Raw genomic sequence first — 18617 nt, 5'->3', positions numbered from 1 at the left:
TTAAAAAGTTATTAATTTGTTGATTTTTTCACTTAAATCTATACATTTTTTCATATTTACTACTATTTGCTTATCTGCTATTAAATATCTAAATAGAAATAATCCTGTCCCTTCTTTAATATCTTCTCTTTTATCAAACTCCTGTAATATCTCATTTACTCTTTTCATCCTTTTTTCTTCTATTAAGTAATATAATTTTTCAGCCAACTCCTCCTTATTTCTGAGAGACTTGTCGCTCCTCATCTCCCTAACCCACAGAATATTATCTGCCATTTGCCTATCTATTTCCTTCTCCGTTATAATAGCAAATCTAACTCCTTTTGCTTCCCAGTATCTGCGTTCTATTTCAAGCTTCTCAATTACGGTTTTCCTTTTCAACTCACTTGTAGATTTAACGCTAATAGCTGTTAACTCCTCTATTCCTCTATACCTTTTAAAGCTTACTAAAAAATTAGTATGTAAAAGAAATTGCTTTTCTGTTTTTTTATCCTTAAACTTATCTAATCTCAGATTATCTATATTAGATAAGTTTTTTTCTAAATCGTTTAGCTCTACATTTACCTTTATATCTACAACATCTTCATCCCATTCAAGCATTAGAAACAACCTAAGCTGATTATCACTTTGTAAATGAACTATTTTTTCTTTACATTTAGAGCTACTAATTCTTGTTACACGCCCTTTAGAACTGAATGAAGTTACTTTTAAAGTCATTTTATATCACCACCTAATCTATAGAATACTAAAGTTTTCAATGTGTATGCTCTACTTATTATTGTTTTATAAATTGGCAATAATATATTCTGTAAGAGCTGTATAGTAATCCGTTTCTGTTTTATAATTGTCTCTATGTATTGAGTCATGAGCTATACTCACTACATCCACCTCTCTTAATGCACATGCATCTTCAACTACACTTAAATATAGCATAATAGCACTTTCCAATAATTCCTCTTTATCTTTTTTTATTTTATTATTCATTCTCTTCACCTCCTGATAATAGTATAGTTAATTAAACACCAAAGTAAACTATGGAATTGCTGGAAATTTTTCTCATTAAATATATGTAATGTTTTATATATTTAAAATTTATTTATTACTTCCTTTTATTTTATGTTTATAAATAAAAAAGGTATTGAAACTAAACAATTAATTTCAATACCTCTTAAATATTAACTTTCCTTTAATTTTACTAATAATTTAATAGATGATAAGCAAGTATAAAATAGCCACTCATACCATTCATCTTTTTGATAATCTTTTTGTTGAACCTTTTGATGATGTCTTAAATCAAACCCATTCATAATATTAAACAAATCACTGCTATCTTTTCCATCTAATTTCTTATTGCAAGTTTTTAAATATTCTAACACTCCAAATAAGGCTAACAAAGCTCCTTTTTTATCATCAAGATTAGACTTATAGTGTAAAAACTTATTTATAGCTCCATTAACTCTATTATCAATATTATCTTTGTCTTCAGTATTAATTTTTTCATATACCAAACTTTCAAAACCAGTATCAGCTAATCTTTGAACTTCTCCATCTTCTGATAAAATATATCCTTCACCGTATTTATTTAATATGTTATTAATATCAACTCTATATTTTTCTTGACCTGCTTCTTTATCAAACTTACTACAATGCCATCCACAATTATTCCATTCATGATACCATTTATCAATAGGCTCTGAAACATAATCATATAAAAACTCTATTACAGTAAATAAGATTTCCTCTGTATAACTTGAATAATACTCCTTTATTGGCCATATTTGTTCATAATATATCTTATCATATATAAATATTTCTATATCACTTCCCCATTTTCCTACTACTCTCGCTTTATCAGTACAATGATATCCAGTAGATTCAAGAAAGTATAGTTCACTAATCATTAAGTCTATCTTGTTTCTAAACAATCTTAAAGCTTCATCTAATTCTAATTTTTTCACACCTACATAGTTCTTTCGTTGACCATAATATACTTTATCATTCATTATTTCACCTCTCATTAATTAACTTGTTTTACTATTATTTCTTTAGGTTGAATAGCAGTATTATTATTTTTAGCATCTTCTAATATATCATCTGCACTATTATTATTTAACATTAAACCTTGTCTCTCTAATTTCAATTTTTCATTTAAGAAATTATGCTTTATTTCAAATTCAGTAAATATCTCTGACCATGTTTTAACATATATTTTACATCTATTAGCATTATGAACAAGAGAACGCTCACCATGATATTTATTACTTTCTATTTCACCTTTTATAGCTCCAGAAGTATCAAAACTATTTCCTACTAAAATAAATTCCCATAAAATATTATCTCCAATAAATTCCTCTTGGCTTTGAATTACATTCATATACTTTTTAACTTGTATAATTTCTTTATATCCTAATTTAATTCTTGGATGCTTCAATTCTACCACTATACATTTTTTTGTATCAGTATTAATTTCTTCTCTCACTGCAAATATATCCATTTCTCTATTCTTATCTGGATGCTCAATTTCAAAATCTTTTACTTCTCCTGTTAACATATAATGATATCTTTTTAATGCTTCCTTAAATTTAGGTTCGGCCGCAGTTACTAAATGATATTGCTCACCAAATAACCAATAATGACTTTCAATAAAACCTTGTATATGTTTTACTTCATTTGCACCTAATTCTTTGTTGAATACTAATTCCTTTAGTTGTTCAACTGCCTTATATCTATCTTCTATTAGTTTCATTGTTTTTATTACATTAGATAATTTAGTTTTCTTAAGAATATCACTTAATTCTGCTCTTTCTTCGCAATCTAAATCTATTATTTCGTCTAATATATTAAATAAATTATCAGTTTCCCCTGATTGCATAATTAAATCTAAAAACCTTACAAAAGTTTTCTTTTGTTGCTTATTTAATCCATTAAATATTTGTGGTTGAGCTTTATATAAGCTTTTAACCATTGATTCTATTTCTGTTTTTTTGAAATTATCTAACATATTTGTTCTATCATAACGAGGAAATATATCTTCTTTTTCAAATTCTTCTATAATTTTATTAGTATATCTTTCAATAAATGGTCTTCTGATATTTTTTAGTTGTTTCTCAACTTTTTCTTTAATAAAAATAAATTCAGACGATACATAACTATAGCCAATCAAAGGTATTTGATTCTTATCTTTATTTTTATGAAATTCATCAAATATATTACTTGTAATATATACGCTATGATAGAACTTGTCCCCTTTATTGTTTAATGAAGTATTTTCTTTCATAGTTTCTTGTGAACTTGAATTAATAAAATAATATTTAGAATATTCATTATTCAACTTTTCTTTCCATACAACATACTTTACATAGAAATTTATACTGCCAAACTCATATTCAGCAAGCACCGTTTTTTCTATTAAATGCGAATAATCTATTATCTCTTTATGTATTAATATTTCATATCCTCTTTTATCATTTAGCTCTAAGAACCAACAAAACTCTTTTGCAATACAATCCTTTATTTCATTTACAGTTGAAAATTCATCAATACCTATAAATGTAACAATTGTACCAGTTTCTTCTTCTGTTTCTATTTCCTTATCTGCTCTATACCCCTCAAGATTATTTTTTTCTATTTCTATATCATATTTATATTTTTTTCCTTCTTCCTCATATACAGTTGTCCATATGGCTTTTTCTGCAAACTTAAAGAAGGTTAATCTTCCTATTCCATTTTTCCCATGCACCGCTGACCTATCTCTAACTTCATCAGGGTTTATTTCTTTTTGTGATTCATAAAACGGCTTAAACTTTTCACTTAATTTCGTTTTTGATATTCCATAGCCATTATCCTTTATTCTAATACCAACAACAGTATCCATCTCATTTAAATCATATTCAATATTTATTATAGTAGCCTTAGCATCAAACCCATTCCATATGTACTCTACTAACGACTTAGTTGGAGTATACTTGTTTAATGACTTTTTAACACCCGATGTACCTATCTGAATTTTCTCCACGTTCTCACTCCCCTAATTATATTACCAATTAACTTTCATATCATATAATTAATATTAACATAAACTCCCTAAATTTTGTTATAAAATGAAAATAGATAGTAATTAAAGTGCTATACTCTATTAAATTAACTACTAAATCTATTTTATTTACTAAAGAACTTATTCTATTTTTATGTTCATAAATCTAAACCATTCCATATTCAATGATTAATTCAATTGCCTATAATTACAATTAAAGGTAAACTATATTTAGAAATACAAAGGAGGTCTTAGTTATGAATTGGATGTTATTTGCTGAGGATGAGTATTATGAGGAACTTATAAAAGAGTTTAAATTAACTTTTAGTGCACTACCTGTTTATATGCATGGTAATAACTTAAGAAGTGTAAGCCCTTATATTTGGAACAAACTAAGAAAAGAAGTATTATTAAATAATGAATGTAATTGTATTACTTGTGGAGCTGTTCCTAAAGATGATGCTGACAAGAAAAACTTTCATCTACATGAGCAATGGGATATTGATAAGACTAATTATGTACTTAATTTAACTGGTTTAGAGATGATTTGTAGAAAATGCCATGATGTTGAGCATATAGGAAGAATTCAACTTCTTATAAAAAAAGGTCAATTATCAGAAGATTATTTATATAACTTAATAGACCATGTTGCTAAAGTAAATGAATGCGAAACTAATGAGGTAGTTTATTCACTTAAAAAGTTCAATTTTGAATTCTTAATGAGTGGAAACAGTAAGAAAGATGAATTAGCTAATAAAAAATGGACATATACAATTTATAAAGAATTACCTTTATATGATAATGTTATTACCATTCTAATAAAAAAGGACTTGCTCTACAAAAACAAATAAATATTATAAAAAATGCATTAATAGTAGATATTAATGCATTTTTTGTAAATATAACCCACTACATAAACCTAATTTGCTATTTAGACCTATACGCTGTATTTACCATCATTTAAAATTTTTATTAGTTTATCCCGCTCTGCTGAATTTAACTACTTAGTAATAATATCTGCTATTTTATATGTAAATATTTCTTTTAAAACAAATATATCTTCTTAGTATATATGTTTTGATTAATTTTATATACTAATTACTACTTGGTGTTCAATACTTATAAAGATTCCTACAGTGTTTATTCAAACATATATAGTTAGAATTAACTTTTATATTTATTATTATTTAAATCTCTTATTTTATTATTCATATATCTATATAATGTAGTCTTACTAACTCCTGTTGCATTTGTTATTTCCTTTATACTATGTACCTTACTTTCATACATTTTAACTGCCATCTCTATTTTCTTACTATCTTTCTTAGGACGTCCACCTATCCTCCCCCTTGACCTCGCAACCATTAATGATTCTTTAGTTCTTTGGCTGACCAAATTTTTTTCAAGTTCATTAACCCCTGCAATAACAGTAAATAAAAATTTTCCCTGTGGATTTATTGTATCAATCCATGATTCCTTTAACGATTTGATATTAGCCCCCTTCTTTTCAATAGTTTCTATTAAAGAGAACATATCCTTAATTCCTCCACGACTGATTCGACTATAGTCACACACCACTATCACATCGCCGAGGCGTAATTGTTCTAACATAGAATTCAGAATGGGTCGATTTAATATCCCCCCCGACATTACCTCTTCAAATATTTTTTCACAACCTGCATTAGTTAGTTGTTCTCTTTGTTTTTGTAAATCCTGTTTGTGAGTGCTATTTCTTGAGTATCCAAAAATCATACTCTTCACCTCCATCATTATTTTGTACCAAAAACATAAATTATATGTAGTTTAGGTATTTTGATTTAGGTAATACTTTTGGTGCTATTATTCTTTAAAAATACAAAAAAATTTAGGTACTTATAAAAGTACCTAAATCATTTGTTTTTGAAACTATCTATTTACAATAAGTTTGTAAATTTTCTCCTTACTATTTATGAATTTAATCTTGATTGTTCCTTTTAAAATACTTCTTAAAATTACTTAAATTATAACTCTCACAATTTATGATTTGACTCTCTATTAATTTTCTATCAACTCCAAGTTCCATCATTACTAAAACTCTTAATGCTAATTGCATTATAATTGTTGAGTAATATATTTCATCGCTTGTCATCGCATTTTTTTTATTTGATTCATCAAAATGTGTGTAATAGTTTCTTGTTAAACTTATTTTATTTGCTATGCTTTTTCTTTCTCTACCAGTTAATTTCAAGAAAAAGTCCAATTCAGTATATAAATCTTTTATTCTACTGTTTAATGTTGGTTCATTTGAATATCTCAATGTATCTTGTAACCATTTTTTATATTCAGTATTCTCTACTGCTTCTAATATATATTTTATTTTTTCATCATATACAATTGCTTCTTCTTTACAATTTTCCCTCATTTTCCTTGAAAAAGCTTCAAAAGCCTGTACTATCTTTAGAAAAGTCATTGGAATATGAAATACTTTCTCGTACCCATCTATAATGTAGTTTATTATTGGTTCTAATCTATCCTTAACGTCATACCAATTTTGTATAACTTGTCCAAAATCATCTTCTATCAAGTTATACGGTATCAAAATTTCATGTGTTTTCTTTTTAGAAATATATTCCTCATTCATTCTATTCCAAAATACTGATATGTCCTTACTCTCACCATTTTTTAGTTTTATATTGCTTTGATTGACTTCTTCTCCTAAACATAAAGTTAAAAATCTTGAAAAATCATTGATATACTCTAAACTTTTAATTAGAGATACTTCTTCATTAAATTTAAATTCTATATAAGTTCTTTGTGTTATTTCAACACTTTTTAATTTATCTTCATTTATTTTCCCACCAAAACCTATAGAAAAATCAAATTTTTCACAACTATAGCTTCTTCTCTCTGGCAATTTATAATAAACTTTATACTCTTTATCTGTATCATTTATTTCAAACTCAAATGAATCTATATTAAGCCATTTATCTAAACCGGTAAAATCTGCTTCTACTTCAGTAACCATACATAAATCTAAGCTATCATATGCTCCACCAATAATTACATATGAAGGTATATACTCTGCACTTGGGATTCCCGGCATATTTATGCTTATACCTCCAGATAAACAATTAGCTAATGTAATTTTTTTACCACATTTTGTGAAACCATTTATTATATTAATATTATTAGATTTAAATATTTCTGTAAGTTCACTGAAATACCCACATAAATTTAATTTAATATTATTTTTATCATCAATGACCAAACTTCCATATATTTCATTTTCTTTGTTCTCTGGTAAATACCAATACCCCATATACTCTTTTTTCCTATTCATAAACTTCTCCTCTAAAATCAAAAAATTAATTGATACTATATACTTATCAAGTTAATTTTAACATATTTAACCATATAATATAGACATTTGTTCATTAATTTAAAATTAAACCCTAACCGAATATTTTTAATAACTTTAGCTTTTAAATTTATTTTATCCCAATAAGAAAAAGCTCTATGTTTTAAATCATGAAGCTTTTCCTTATAATTTCTCTTCTATTTTATAATGGTCTTTTATCATTCCATATGTAATTCCACCTAACCCCATATTTATATGTTTAAATGCCATCTTTTCAATTGCTTCCTCTTCATCTCCAGCCTTAATAAATGACATTTCACCATTCTTTAAGTTAGTAAAAATGTATTTTTTCATCCTATCCATCTCCTTTAAATTAATAATATAAACATACATGCAATTATTATTACAATTACACTTATTAACCTTCTTAATTTTAATTCCTTACCAATAATATAATGAAACAACACAGTTGCTACTACCAACAATACTATCAAGGGTAAATCAATAGCCATTATATTTAAAAATGCTTCCTTATATCCTTTTGTAAAATCTATTTTAGTGCTCTCCATTACCTTTATGTTAAATACGATAATTGATATTGAAGCTATTAATAATGTTATTATTTCACCTATTTTTCCATAAAAATTTTCTGTCATCTCTTTTACTTTTTCTATGCCTTCTTTTAATTTATCCATGTCTTTTTCATATTTTAATATTTTATTATCAAAATCATCCTTTTGTTTTTCTATATTTTTCTTCATTACCCCTATTTCATCTAATATTTCTTCAGCCTTATATAGTGGTTCATTTACTCTTTTATTTTTTTCAAGTTCTTCTTGCTGTTCGTATACTATAGCATTTTTCTCAACATAACTCTTACCTTCATCTGAAATTCGATATTTTACAACCCTTCCTTCACTCATTTGAATTATATATCCATCTTTAATCAAAATTTTTATATATTTATATAAAGTAGCAATGCTCCCATTAACATCTCTACTTATTTTACGAATTGAGCTACTTTCTAACTGTGAATATAAATATGCTAAAAGTTGTTCTTCTTTAATTTCTAAGCTATCCATCTTATTTTCTATCCCCATTTACAATTATTTGAGTTGCTACAGAAGATATTATTAAAAAACCATTATTCTCAATCCCAAATTTTCTATAGCTATCACTTTCAATATAATGAATGTAATCCGTTAATCGCACATGTATATTATCATCATACTTCTCTAAAACATCCCAATCCCAATACTTATTATACTTTTCTTGTAATGTTTTAATTAATTTGTTGTTTTCTATTAATTCTGATGCTTCGGCTATTGAAATACTCTCTCCTGCATCAATAATTGCATTCAATCCAAATATAAAATATCCAATCATACCATCATTTATCTTCATATACATATCCAACTCCCTTAAATTTTTTCTATATATTCTTTTATAGTACTATACAACCTTTCTTTAACTATATTTTACCATATTTTATTGTATTAACCTAACTGTATGAACTTTAATATACTCTGCTAATATAAAAAAATAAGATATAGAAACCTAATCTACATCTTATTTCTTTATTATTATTCTATTTTTTCAAAATTGCTAACTGAATATATTATTTTACCGAGTATGTCATCATCTATATCAACAACTCCAATAGTATTAACTATACTATTAATATTCCAACTTAATTGATTTATTCATTTTGCAGAGTTAAAGGTTAAAGATTTCTGCATATAACCTTTAAAGTCATATACAGAACTCTTCAAAACTATTTTCAAAATCAAAACTTTTTTGTTATTAAATATTATTATTTATTGTTACATTCTAACCATTTATGAATTTCTCTTTGTAGCTCTTCTAATACATTAGTAGCTAAATTCTTATTGGCTTGTCCTTCATGTACTGCTAAATTACCCTGTTTTCTAATCCTATGCAGTAAATCTATACTACTATTTGATAATATATCCGACTGCTTAGCAAAATCTATCTTTTCACACTGGTCTAAATTCATAAATTTATATGGTAATATACCACTATTCATAAATACTTCATCTAAGAACTTCTCTGCCCCCCTTCTCAAATGAGACATTGAAGCAATATAATCTTCTATATTAATACTCTTCTTAGTTCTATCTATATCAATAATCAATTCTCTCATCTCATCTGAATAAATAAGAGCATTATTTTTTATCTTAATATTTGTATTGTCATTAATATACTTATCTATAAATTCAGCATATTCTCCCTTAATGTTATAACCTTGCATATCAAAACCATTTCTATCAAAACCTCTTACATTAAAGCCTTCTATATCATAACCCGCCCTATCAAAACCACTAATATTAAAACCTAACTTCGTATATCCACCTTTATCATATCCTTGCTTATTAAATCCTTTTATATCAAAGCCTAACCTATTATAACCTCCTTCATTATACCCTTGTTGATTATAACCATCTCTATCTATGCCTTGCTCATCATATCCGGTTCTGTCATATCCAGCAATATCTATTCCTTTGGTATTAAAACCTTCTTTATCTATTCCTTTTATATTAAATCCATATTTATTATATCCTTCTCGATTATAACCCTTTTTATTATAGCCTCCACGATTGTAACCATCTTTATCTAAACCTTGCTTATTGAAACAATCTACAGCATAGCCTTCAGCATTAAAGTATGTTCCATTTCTGTGGATTCCAAGTTGGTTAAATCCTTTTATATTATAACCATCTCTATCAAAACCTTGTTTATTATAACCTTGTTTATTATAACCACCTCTATCTACACCAATCTTGTTAAATCCTTTTTTATCTATTCCTGACCTGTTAAAACCAAATTTATCTACTCCAGTCTTGTTAAATCCTTTTTTATCTATTCCTGATTTGTTAAAACCAAATTTGTCAAACCCAGCTCTATCAAATCCTGCTTTATCATATCCGTCTTTACTGTATGCTTCTTTATCATATCCATCTTCATTATATCCATCTTCATTGTACATTGTCCCATTTCTACTATATCCCTTTTTATTAAATCCTTTTTCACTAAATCCGTTTTTCTCATAACCATCTTTGTCATATCCAAATTTATCAAAACCTAAATCATCATATTTTGTACCATTTTTATGTATTTGTTTCGTGTTAAATCCCTCTCTATCTAACCCAGCCTTATTATATCCACCTCTCCCATAGCCGTATTTATCATACCATTCTCTATTATATCCCTCGTTATCATATACAACACTCTCATCTGCACATCTGGTTCTTCCACTTCTATGAAAACCACTTCTGTCATAGCCTTCTTTATTATATTTAGTACCATTTTTATGAATTCCCTTTATATTAAATCCATATTTACTATAACCTTCCGTATCATACCCATTATCAGAATACCTCGTTCCATTTCTATGTATTCCTTTAGCGTCAAATCCTCTTTCATCATATTTGTTAAACACTTCAAATATACCCATAAAAAATCCATCCCCTATCATTAATTAAAATCTTGCTTATTTAATTGTATATCTAACATAAAATATTGTAACCTTTCCTCATTAATTATGGCTCTATAATTCAAAAAAAAGACCAAATACACGTTGTACTTAATCTTTTATTCTGAACTCTAAACGTTCCATACCCTAACTCTGTATACAAGCATTTTGTGAAAATCCTTGTATACTATGTACTCTCCGACTAAACTTCGACTTTTTCGATTCCCTTCGACTTCCCTATCCATCCCATTCTTGAAAAATTCCGAATATAAAATGACTGCGAAAAACCCATAAAAATAATGTAAGCGTCAAAGAGGTTCTTTCCAAAGTTATTAGAAAAGATGAGAAAGCATGGTATAATTCAACTATAAATGAGTTGGAGGGATATTGTGGATAGTATTATTGAAATGCTTGATCAATTATTAGATTATCAGTCTCATGAATTGATAGATAACACACTTTATATTACTATAAAGTCTAAGAAAGAAACATTAAAATGTCCTGATTGTGGATACGAAACAAGTAAAACTCACTCAAGGTACCTTAAAAGTTTTCAAGACTTACCAATACAAGGTAAAAAAGTAATGTTAGTCATAAACAATAGAAATATGTTTTGTAAAAATGACAATTGTAATAAATATACTTTTTCAGAACAATTTGATTTTTTAGATTCAAAAGCGAAAAAGACTAAACGATTAATTGAAGAAATAGTAAGAGTATCATTGACGCAAAGCTCTGTATCTGCTGCAAAATATTTAACAGAAAGTACAGTGGATATTAAAAAAAGTTCTATATGTAATTATCTAAAAAAAAAGCACTAATAATCAATAGGGAAAGCATAAAGCATATCTGTATAGATGATTTTGCCATTAGGAAAAGGCATACTTATGGTACAGTAATGATTGATATGGAAACAAGATGTATCGTAGATTTAATAGAATCCAGGGATACTCCAGATGTTATTAAGTGGTTAGGGACCTATCCAAATATTGAAATTGTAGCAAGAGATGGTTCAATTGCATTTAAATCAGCAATTGATAGGGCTCATCCAAAAGCTATGCAGGTTAATGATAGATTTCATATGATTAAGAATTTAGTAACCTCAATAAAGAAAGCATTTCAAAGGTTAATAATTGGGCGTATAGAGATTCCTGTAACCTCTGAAAAAGCAAAACAAAGAACTCAATATTTAACAAGTTTAACAAGAAGAGAAAAAATTATAGAAGCTAAGAGTTTAAGAAGAAGTGGTCATAGTTATGATGAAATAGCATCTATATTAAAAGTTAGCACAACTACAACGAGAAAATATGTACTAATAAAGGAAGTAGATATCCCCAAAGAGACAATTTCAGTAAGAGAAAAAGAGCACTTAGATGCTACTAATAAAGTGAAATATAAAGCAGAACGTGTGATTATGTTGCATGAAAAGGGATTACAGATAAAAGAAATAGCTAAACTTACAGGATATAGCACTCCAAGTATTTCAAAATATTTAGTTAGAGATTTTAATTGTGTACATGGTCAATATGGTACAAGCCGATCTGGATTATTAGAACCCTTCCGTAACGAAGTCCTATCTCTTAGGGGCGAAGGGGTTAAATACGAGGAGATAACAAATAGAATCCGGGAAAAAGGTTATACAGGAAGTGTTGCAGCACTTAGAGGTTTTGTAGCTAAAGAAAAAAGACTTGCAAAGGATATACTAAAAGACAAAGAGCCTACAGAATTAATTGATAAAAAGTCACTATTAAAACTTTTATATAAGCCAATTGATAAAGTTAAAGAACTTAATCAATCACAAATGAAAGAAATAATAAAGAAACATCCAATTGTAGAGAAATTGCTTGAGTTATTAACAGAATTCAAGGATATGTTAGGTGGAAAAAAATCGGGAAAACTCAAATCTTGGATAGAAAAAACTAGAAACTTAAATATAAAAGAGTTGAATAGTTATATCAATGGTATAAACAGTGATTATGATGCTTTTAGAAATGCAATAATTTATTCATACAATAATGGGTTAGCAGAAGGTAGCGTCAATAAAATAAAAAGCATTAAAAGAATAATGTATGGTAGAAATAATTTTGAGTTGCTAAAATATAAGGTTCTTCAACTTGAAAGTTTAAAAGGAAAATAATAACTTAGGATTATTTTTTTATCACATCTCCAATAACTTTGGAAAGAACCTCTTTGACGCTTACAAAATAATCGTATTAAAAAACTCTTTCTTAGTCACTCTTTCTTCGGATTCTGATTAAAGTTTGACTAAAGGGTAATGCTGGGGTAATGCTAACGCATTACAGATTCAAGGGTATAAAAAAAGAAGTAACGGTTGAAAAAACAACCATCACCCCTGTATTTACCTTGCTTTAGCTTTCTCCCTTAACTCTGCAACTTTAGTTGACACTTTCCTCTAAATCTTCAACCTTAACTCTGCATCAAAGATGCCCCCGGTCATTGTTTATTAGAATCGGCAGTGTTTATTCGGAGAGAGTTAATTTATTGCGAGAGATTACAATTTTCTCTTTAATTTCACAACAACTTCAGCATGTGGTGTATTTGGGAACATATCTTTAACTGTGCTACGCACAACTTCATATCCTCTTGCTGTTAGTGTTTCTAAGTTTTCTACTAATGTTTTAGGATTACATGATACATATATTATTTCTTTGGCATTGAATTTTATTACGTATTCTAATGCTTTCGGAGATACTCCGTTTCTTGGAGGATCTAATATTATTATATCTGGTTTTATTTTAATATCTTTTATTGTTACAGCTACATCTCCTGCTATAAACTCGCAGTTAGTTAATCCGTTTAACTTTGCATTTTCTTTTGCAGATTCAACAGCTTCCTCCACAAGCTCAAGTCCTATAACCTTGCTTGCATTTGCAGCTGCTATTTGACCTATTGTTCCTGTTCCACAATATAAATCAAATACTACATTATCTTTAGCATCTCCCATAAAATCTCTAACTATGCTATAAAGACTTTCAGCACCTTGTGAGTTTGTTTGAAAAAATGAGAATGGTGATATTTTGAATTTCAGCCCTAATAAACTTTCTATTATATAGTCTCTTCCATACATTATGTTTAATTTCTGTGGAATAACTGCATCTGATAATGAGTCATTTTCCGTATGTAGTACTGAAACTAATTCACCCTTATATTTTTTAGATTTCATAACTTCTACCCATTCTGTTAGGTCAAAATCTGATTGAGTTGTAGTTACTAGGTTAATCATTAACTCACCAGTATTTGTAGCTTTTCTTACTACTAAGTGTCTTAGGAAACCTGTTCTTTTCATAACTCTATAATAATCAAGGCCCTTACCTTTAAAGTAATCAACTGTTGCTTTAATTACAGTTCTAAAATCTTCATCAACTATCATACAGTTTTCAACTGTTATAATTCCAAATGATTTCCCCTTCATGTGCATTCCACAACCTAGTTCTCCACCCTTTTCCATATCTCCAAAAGTGAATTCCATTTTGTTTCTGTATTCCCATTGTTCACGACTTCCAACAACACCTAGATATTCACCCATTGGTGTATTTGATGTTTCAAATAGTTCTTTAACTTCTTCACTTAATAGATCTAATTGCTTTTCATAAGCAATATTTTGTGAGCTACAGCCTCCGCAGACACCGAAATATTCACAAGGGGCATCTATTTCATATTCAGCTTTTTCATCTATTGATATAAGTTTAAGCTCTGAAAATTCACTTCTATTTTTCTTAATCATCCCCGTAACAGTTTGACCTGGGAAAGTATTTTTAACATGTATTTCCTTTCCTTCATGGGTTCCTACTCCTGTTGATGGAAATTTTATTTTTTCTATTTTAACTGTAAGTTGGCTTCCTTTTCTCATATTACACTCCTAATTTTTAAGTCTTCTCAAAGAAAATAACCAGCATAAGAGACATAAAAAAAATAACAAGTCTATATTCTAGTTATTTTTTAAATGTCTAATTGCTAGTTATTTTTAAGTGACTAATATTATTTATTTAATAATATTTTTCTTCCTACTGTTTCTTTTAATTTAAGCATTTTACAAACTGGTACATATATAATATTTATAAGTATATATATTATTAAGAAAATAGTTTCTTTTTCTGATACATAATATCCAAATATCTTTAGTATTAAATTAAATACTAATAAAGTAGCTAAAGCTCCTGCTATAACAACTATTTGATCTATTACACCCACTAATAATTCTTTAATAAAACAATTATCTTTTACCTTTTGTTTATCTTCTACTTGTATGTCTTCTACCAAACTTTCTTTTACTAATATTTCTTCAACACTTTCTGATACAACCTCTGTTTCTTCAATTGTATTGTCTATGTTTGAAACTTCCTCATTTTCTACTACTACTTCCTTTTCTGACATTCTAACTTCCTCCTACTATTTAAATAATTTTAAAAATAAATATTCAAAACTACTCATATTATTTTTTCAAATTATATTTTTTGGTTTCTAATTTGTATAAAAGATAATTATCCTTTATGCTTACTGTTTCTATAATTCCATCTAAATTGTTTTCTATTGTTTGTTCCGAATTATCGCCATTTATAATTGCATATATCTTATTGTTTAATTCAGTATAGTCTCTATCATTTACCCCTGTAAATGCTTGTGAATATGAAGTTATTGAGGTTTCTTTAAAATCAAATTTACCAGCTTCTTTTATTGTCTTATTATCTAAGTTAAATCCTAATTTCATTAAAATTTGACCTTGTGATAAATCTTCACCATAGATTTTAAAACCATAGTACATGCTTTCTAGTCTATTTGGCTCTGGGTTTAAATTATCCACATATATTTCATTAGAATTAACCGTAACTCCATTTTCCTCTTTAACTATTTCTTTTTTTTCATATTTCAATTCATATATTTTCGTTAAATCTTCCACCCTACTCATTATATCTTTGTGAAAAGATGTAATTTCATCTTTTGTGTAATCTTTTGCCCAAGTCCCTTCAATTACGCGTTCCTCAACTTTAACTTTGGGAGTTTCTTTTTCAATTTTTCCATTGTTGTCTTTACAAGAAACTAAAGAAAAAGTTAGTATTCCACATATTAAAACGGCAATTAACTTTCTTCCCATAATGTAATTCCCCCTAGAAATTTCTTTATTTTTTATTTTCATAATTAATTCTATTATAACACCTTCCATTATGTTTTAAAAGTGTTGTAAATTGAATTAAATCTCCATAACAGGGCTCTTTGCACTATATTTTGTCATATATTACTATAATTTATTATAGTTTTATAGAATTATTTTCGCTTCCCTTTCCCCCCATTTAAATTTCTATAAATAAGTTTACCATAAAACACTACTTATTCAAACCTTAACTAACAAGAAATTTTATCTTTCATTTTTTCAAAGGTTTTATCACCTATTCTATCCACATTTTTAATATCTTCAATTGACTTAAACCCGCCATTTTCTTCTCTATAATCTATTATTTTTTGAGCTGTTTTTTCTCCAATACCATCTATATTCATTAAACCACTTAAGTCAGCTGTATTAATATTTATTGTGTTAGCATTTGAATCAACCTTAGCTGCGCTAACACCGCCACCTTCTATTTTACCATTTGCTCCACCTTGCGGAATAGCTTCCACATTTTTTATATTTTCTATTACTATTAAATCTTCATTTTTCAGAACTTTAGCTCTGTTTATATTTAAAATATTTGCATCGACTGTTAACCCACCAGCCTTATCTATTAAATCATTTATTATAGATCCTTGTGGTAAAGTATATACCTTTGGATTTTTAACCTCACCTTTTATCTCTACTGTAACTTCACTTTTCTTTAATGGAACTTCTGCCGATTCACTTTTAATTCCACTATTTTTTTCTACTTTTCCATTAACCTGCACACTTTCTTCTAAGCCTCCTTCATCTACAAATATATTTTTCATGTATTCATCTTTAAACACCTTATTTTTTCTTTGTCCATATATGAAAAATGAAGCTAAAAAGAATATCACAACTAAAGCCACACATCCTATAATTTTCTTATCTTTCAAATCTTTTAAATGCTTCATACCCTACTCCTCTTAATTTGTTAATGTAGCTTCAAAAAATAACTAGTCAGATTCTAGTATATTTTCTTTCAGCCCATAAGTTTCTTTATAATTATTGACCTATTTATTCTATTTTAATTCAATTTACTTAGGGTCTTGAAAAAAATAACTAGTCAATATGATAGTCTTTCTTTTTTGAACACGCCTTATTTTTACCATTTTAATACAATTTTTTTATTAAAAACAACTAATAAAGCAACAATAACTAGAAATTTGTAATTATTTTTGTTAGAATACTTATGCATGTTAAATAAATAATTATATATTCATAAATATTTATTTAATATACATTAGGCACTTGAAAAAAATAATGAAATTCGCGGGGGATTAATTATGAAAAATTTAATTGCAAAAATTCTTTTAATATTATTTATTTGTACTAACTTAATTATTACTACAGCTACAGCTACTACGGTTCCACCCTTAGATGCTAAGGGAGTAGTTTTAATGGATGGAATTACAGGAGATGTTCTGTTTTCTAAAAATCCAGATGTTCAATTTGAACCAGCCTCTACTACAAAGCTTATGACAGCTTTAGTAACTCTTGATAATGCTAACCTAGATGACAAAGTAACTATAGGTGCTAATCCACCACTAGTTGACGGATCTGCAATTGGTATATCTACGGGTCAAACTTATACAATAAAAGAACTCTTACTTGGTTTATTGCTAGAATCTGGTAATGATACTGCTGAAGCATTAGCTGAACACATTGCAGGTTCAAATGCTGCATTTGCAGTTTTAATGACACAAAAAGCTAAGGATCTTGGAGCTAATAATACCACCTTCAAAAATCCTAGTGGATTACATGAGGATGGCCACATAACAACAGCTTATGATTTAGCTTTAATTATGAAAGCCGCTTATGCAAGTCCTGAATTTAATGAAATTGATAGAACTCCTTATTATATTTTTAAAAGCAATCCAAATTATGATGGTAGTGAAAAATGGGCTAACAATAAAAATCATTGTTTAAACGCAGAAACTCCTTACTATTATAAATATGCTTATTCAGGTAAAGTAGGATATACTCCTGAAGCAAACCATACATATGCCGCTGCTGCTGTAAAAGATGGTCAAGTACTTATATCGTCTTTTTTAAATGCAGAAAATAAAGATGCTCAATTTTTAAGTGTTGGTCAATTATTTGATTATGGTTTTGATTCCTTTGAAACAGTTAAATTAGTTTCAAAAGGGGATAAAATAGCTGAATATAATATAAATGATGAAACTATAATACCCTTACTTTCGAATAAGGATCTCTATTATAGTAAAGCTAAATCCGATATAGTTCCCGAAGTTACATTCTCTTATGAACCTAAAAATTTATCAAAAGAGACACTAACTAAAGGTCAATCATTGTTTACCGGTAATATATTGTTAAACGGTAAAATTTACGGTGATTTAGAATTTATTAGTGCTGCAGATAGGGAATATACTTTTAAAATTGCTGTTGCCACATCTATAGATAACTTAAAGCAAAACAAAATGTCTATGCTAGGTTTAGCTTCAATTTTAGTAATAATATTAGCCCTTATGACCATTCTATTTGTTAAATTTAAACGACATATGAAATCTGAAAAATACTAGATTACAAGTCACCATATATATTTTTAAAAATATAAAACATAAAAAAACAGGCATTTAAATTATAT

The 18617-nt window shown here is 27.6% G+C and carries 18 protein-coding genes; 4 read left to right on the top strand and 14 right to left on the bottom strand.

The window, feature by feature from the left end; translation table 11 throughout:
- From BLS77_RS09320 to BLS77_RS09305, 4 genes are all read right to left on the bottom strand, one after another.
- Entirely contained in the window at nt 1-714 is a 714-nt protein-coding gene (locus tag BLS77_RS09320) for a TnsA endonuclease C-terminal domain-containing protein (RefSeq protein WP_089968619.1), read from the bottom strand.
- 66 nt (nt 715-780) lie between these two features.
- Complete coding sequence (locus BLS77_RS09315) at nt 781-981, bottom strand: hypothetical protein (RefSeq protein WP_089968616.1); 201 nt, start codon at nt 979-981, stop codon at nt 781-783.
- Nucleotides 982-1172: 191 nt separating this feature from the next.
- Nucleotides 1173-2000, bottom strand: coding sequence for a hypothetical protein (locus BLS77_RS09310; RefSeq protein ID WP_089968613.1), 828 nt, complete (start codon nt 1998-2000; stop codon nt 1173-1175).
- Nucleotides 2001-2014: 14 nt separating this feature from the next.
- Nucleotides 2015-4012, bottom strand: a complete 1998-nt coding sequence (locus BLS77_RS09305) for an ATP-binding protein (protein ID WP_089968609.1) — start codon at nt 4010-4012, stop codon at nt 2015-2017.
- A gap of 275 nt (nt 4013-4287) precedes the next feature.
- On the opposite strand from BLS77_RS09305, the gene BLS77_RS09300 reads away from it, so the two are divergent.
- Nucleotides 4288-4881, top strand: coding sequence for a hypothetical protein (locus BLS77_RS09300; protein WP_089968606.1), 594 nt, complete (start codon nt 4288-4290; stop codon nt 4879-4881).
- 313 nt (nt 4882-5194) lie between these two features.
- On the opposite strand, the gene BLS77_RS09295 is transcribed toward BLS77_RS09300, so the two are convergent.
- From BLS77_RS09295 to BLS77_RS19880, 6 genes are all read right to left on the bottom strand, one after another.
- Nucleotides 5195-5782 carry a recombinase family protein gene (locus BLS77_RS09295; RefSeq protein WP_089968603.1) on the bottom strand — a complete coding sequence of 196 codons (588 nt, stop codon included), beginning with the start codon at nt 5780-5782 and terminating at the stop codon, nt 5195-5197.
- 202 nt (nt 5783-5984) lie between these two features.
- Entirely contained in the window at nt 5985-7349 is a 1365-nt protein-coding gene (locus BLS77_RS09290) for an ApeA N-terminal domain 1-containing protein (RefSeq protein ID WP_089968600.1), read from the bottom strand.
- Nucleotides 7350-7550: 201 nt separating this feature from the next.
- A complete protein-coding gene (locus BLS77_RS19885) occupies nt 7551-7721 on the bottom strand; it encodes a hypothetical protein (RefSeq protein WP_175490825.1) in 171 nt (56 codons plus the stop codon).
- A 14-nt stretch (nt 7722-7735) separates the two neighbouring features.
- Nucleotides 7736-8449: a zinc-binding metallopeptidase family protein gene (locus BLS77_RS09280; protein WP_089968595.1), complete on the bottom strand. Its 714-nt coding sequence runs from the start codon at nt 8447-8449 to the stop codon at nt 7736-7738.
- Between the two features lies 1 nt (nt 8450).
- Nucleotides 8451-8777 carry a hypothetical protein gene (locus BLS77_RS09275; RefSeq protein ID WP_089968591.1) on the bottom strand — a complete coding sequence of 109 codons (327 nt, stop codon included), beginning with the start codon at nt 8775-8777 and terminating at the stop codon, nt 8451-8453.
- Nucleotides 8778-9180: 403 nt separating this feature from the next.
- Nucleotides 9181-10842 carry a DUF4145 domain-containing protein gene (locus tag BLS77_RS19880; protein ID WP_175490823.1) on the bottom strand — a complete coding sequence of 554 codons (1662 nt, stop codon included), beginning with the start codon at nt 10840-10842 and terminating at the stop codon, nt 9181-9183.
- Nucleotides 10843-11249: 407 nt separating this feature from the next.
- On the opposite strand from BLS77_RS19880, the gene BLS77_RS09250 reads away from it, so the two are divergent.
- Together BLS77_RS09250 and BLS77_RS09245 are read left to right on the top strand one after the other, a co-directional pair.
- A complete protein-coding gene (locus BLS77_RS09250; RefSeq protein ID WP_175490822.1) occupies nt 11250-11681 on the top strand; it encodes a transposase family protein in 432 nt (143 codons plus the stop codon).
- The gene (locus BLS77_RS09245; protein WP_139164834.1) at nt 11681-12997 is read left to right on the top strand and encodes an ISL3 family transposase; all 1317 of its coding nucleotides are present in this window, start codon (nt 11681-11683) and stop codon (nt 12995-12997) included. Before BLS77_RS09250 ends, BLS77_RS09245 begins: the two co-directional genes overlap by 1 nt.
- Nucleotides 12998-13372: 375 nt before the next feature.
- Here BLS77_RS09245 and rlmD read toward each other — a convergent pair whose 3' ends face one another.
- The 4 genes from rlmD to BLS77_RS09225 form a co-directional block, all read right to left on the bottom strand.
- Nucleotides 13373-14731, bottom strand: a complete 1359-nt coding sequence (rlmD, locus tag BLS77_RS09240; protein WP_089968581.1) for a 23S rRNA (uracil(1939)-C(5))-methyltransferase RlmD — start codon at nt 14729-14731, stop codon at nt 13373-13375.
- A 128-nt stretch (nt 14732-14859) separates the two neighbouring features.
- A complete protein-coding gene (locus tag BLS77_RS09235) occupies nt 14860-15255 on the bottom strand; it encodes a hypothetical protein (RefSeq protein ID WP_089968577.1) in 396 nt (131 codons plus the stop codon).
- A gap of 58 nt (nt 15256-15313) precedes the next feature.
- Nucleotides 15314-15973: a hypothetical protein gene (locus BLS77_RS09230; protein ID WP_089968939.1), complete on the bottom strand. Its 660-nt coding sequence runs from the start codon at nt 15971-15973 to the stop codon at nt 15314-15316.
- Nucleotides 15974-16221: 248 nt separating this feature from the next.
- Complete coding sequence (locus BLS77_RS09225; protein ID WP_089968574.1) at nt 16222-16923, bottom strand: ComEA family DNA-binding protein; 702 nt, start codon at nt 16921-16923, stop codon at nt 16222-16224.
- 372 nt (nt 16924-17295) lie between these two features.
- On the opposite strand from BLS77_RS09225, the gene BLS77_RS09220 reads away from it, so the two are divergent.
- Entirely contained in the window at nt 17296-18552 is a 1257-nt protein-coding gene (locus tag BLS77_RS09220; protein ID WP_089968571.1) for a D-alanyl-D-alanine carboxypeptidase family protein, read from the top strand.
- The last annotated feature ends 65 nt before the right edge of the window (nt 18553-18617 follow it).

It is taken from the genome of Clostridium gasigenes (genome assembly GCF_900104115.1).
GTDB classification, from domain to species: domain Bacteria; phylum Bacillota; class Clostridia; order Clostridiales; family Clostridiaceae; genus Clostridium; species Clostridium gasigenes.
This window is presented reverse-complemented; position numbering and strand designations above follow the sequence as displayed.

Coding starts and splice junctions, on each gene's coding strand:
- BLS77_RS09320 (WP_089968619.1), bottom strand. CDS start 714: ATGACTTTAAAAGTAACTTCATTCAGTTCTAAAGGGCGTGTAACAAGA.
- BLS77_RS09315 (WP_089968616.1), bottom strand. CDS start 981: ATGAATAATAAAATAAAAAAAGATAAAGAGGAATTATTGGAAAGTGCT.
- BLS77_RS09310 (WP_089968613.1), bottom strand. CDS start 2,000: ATGAATGATAAAGTATATTATGGTCAACGAAAGAACTATGTAGGTGTG.
- BLS77_RS09300 (WP_089968606.1), top strand. CDS start 4,288: ATGAATTGGATGTTATTTGCTGAGGATGAGTATTATGAGGAACTTATA.
- BLS77_RS09295 (WP_089968603.1), bottom strand. CDS start 5,782: ATGATTTTTGGATACTCAAGAAATAGCACTCACAAACAGGATTTACAA.
- BLS77_RS09290 (WP_089968600.1), bottom strand. CDS start 7,349: ATGAATAGGAAAAAAGAGTATATGGGGTATTGGTATTTACCAGAGAAC.
- BLS77_RS19885 (WP_175490825.1), bottom strand. CDS start 7,721: ATGAAAAAATACATTTTTACTAACTTAAAGAATGGTGAAATGTCATTT.
- BLS77_RS09280 (WP_089968595.1), bottom strand. CDS start 8,449: ATGGATAGCTTAGAAATTAAAGAAGAACAACTTTTAGCATATTTATAT.
- BLS77_RS09275 (WP_089968591.1), bottom strand. CDS start 8,777: ATGTATATGAAGATAAATGATGGTATGATTGGATATTTTATATTTGGA.
- BLS77_RS19880 (WP_175490823.1), bottom strand. CDS start 10,842: ATGGGTATATTTGAAGTGTTTAACAAATATGATGAAAGAGGATTTGAC.
- rlmD (WP_089968581.1), bottom strand. CDS start 14,731: ATGAGAAAAGGAAGCCAACTTACAGTTAAAATAGAAAAAATAAAATTT.
- BLS77_RS09235 (WP_089968577.1), bottom strand. CDS start 15,255: ATGTCAGAAAAGGAAGTAGTAGTAGAAAATGAGGAAGTTTCAAACATA.
- BLS77_RS09230 (WP_089968939.1), bottom strand. CDS start 15,973: ATGGGAAGAAAGTTAATTGCCGTTTTAATATGTGGAATACTAACTTTT.
- BLS77_RS09225 (WP_089968574.1), bottom strand. CDS start 16,923: ATGAAGCATTTAAAAGATTTGAAAGATAAGAAAATTATAGGATGTGTG.
- BLS77_RS09220 (WP_089968571.1), top strand. CDS start 17,296: ATGAAAAATTTAATTGCAAAAATTCTTTTAATATTATTTATTTGTACT.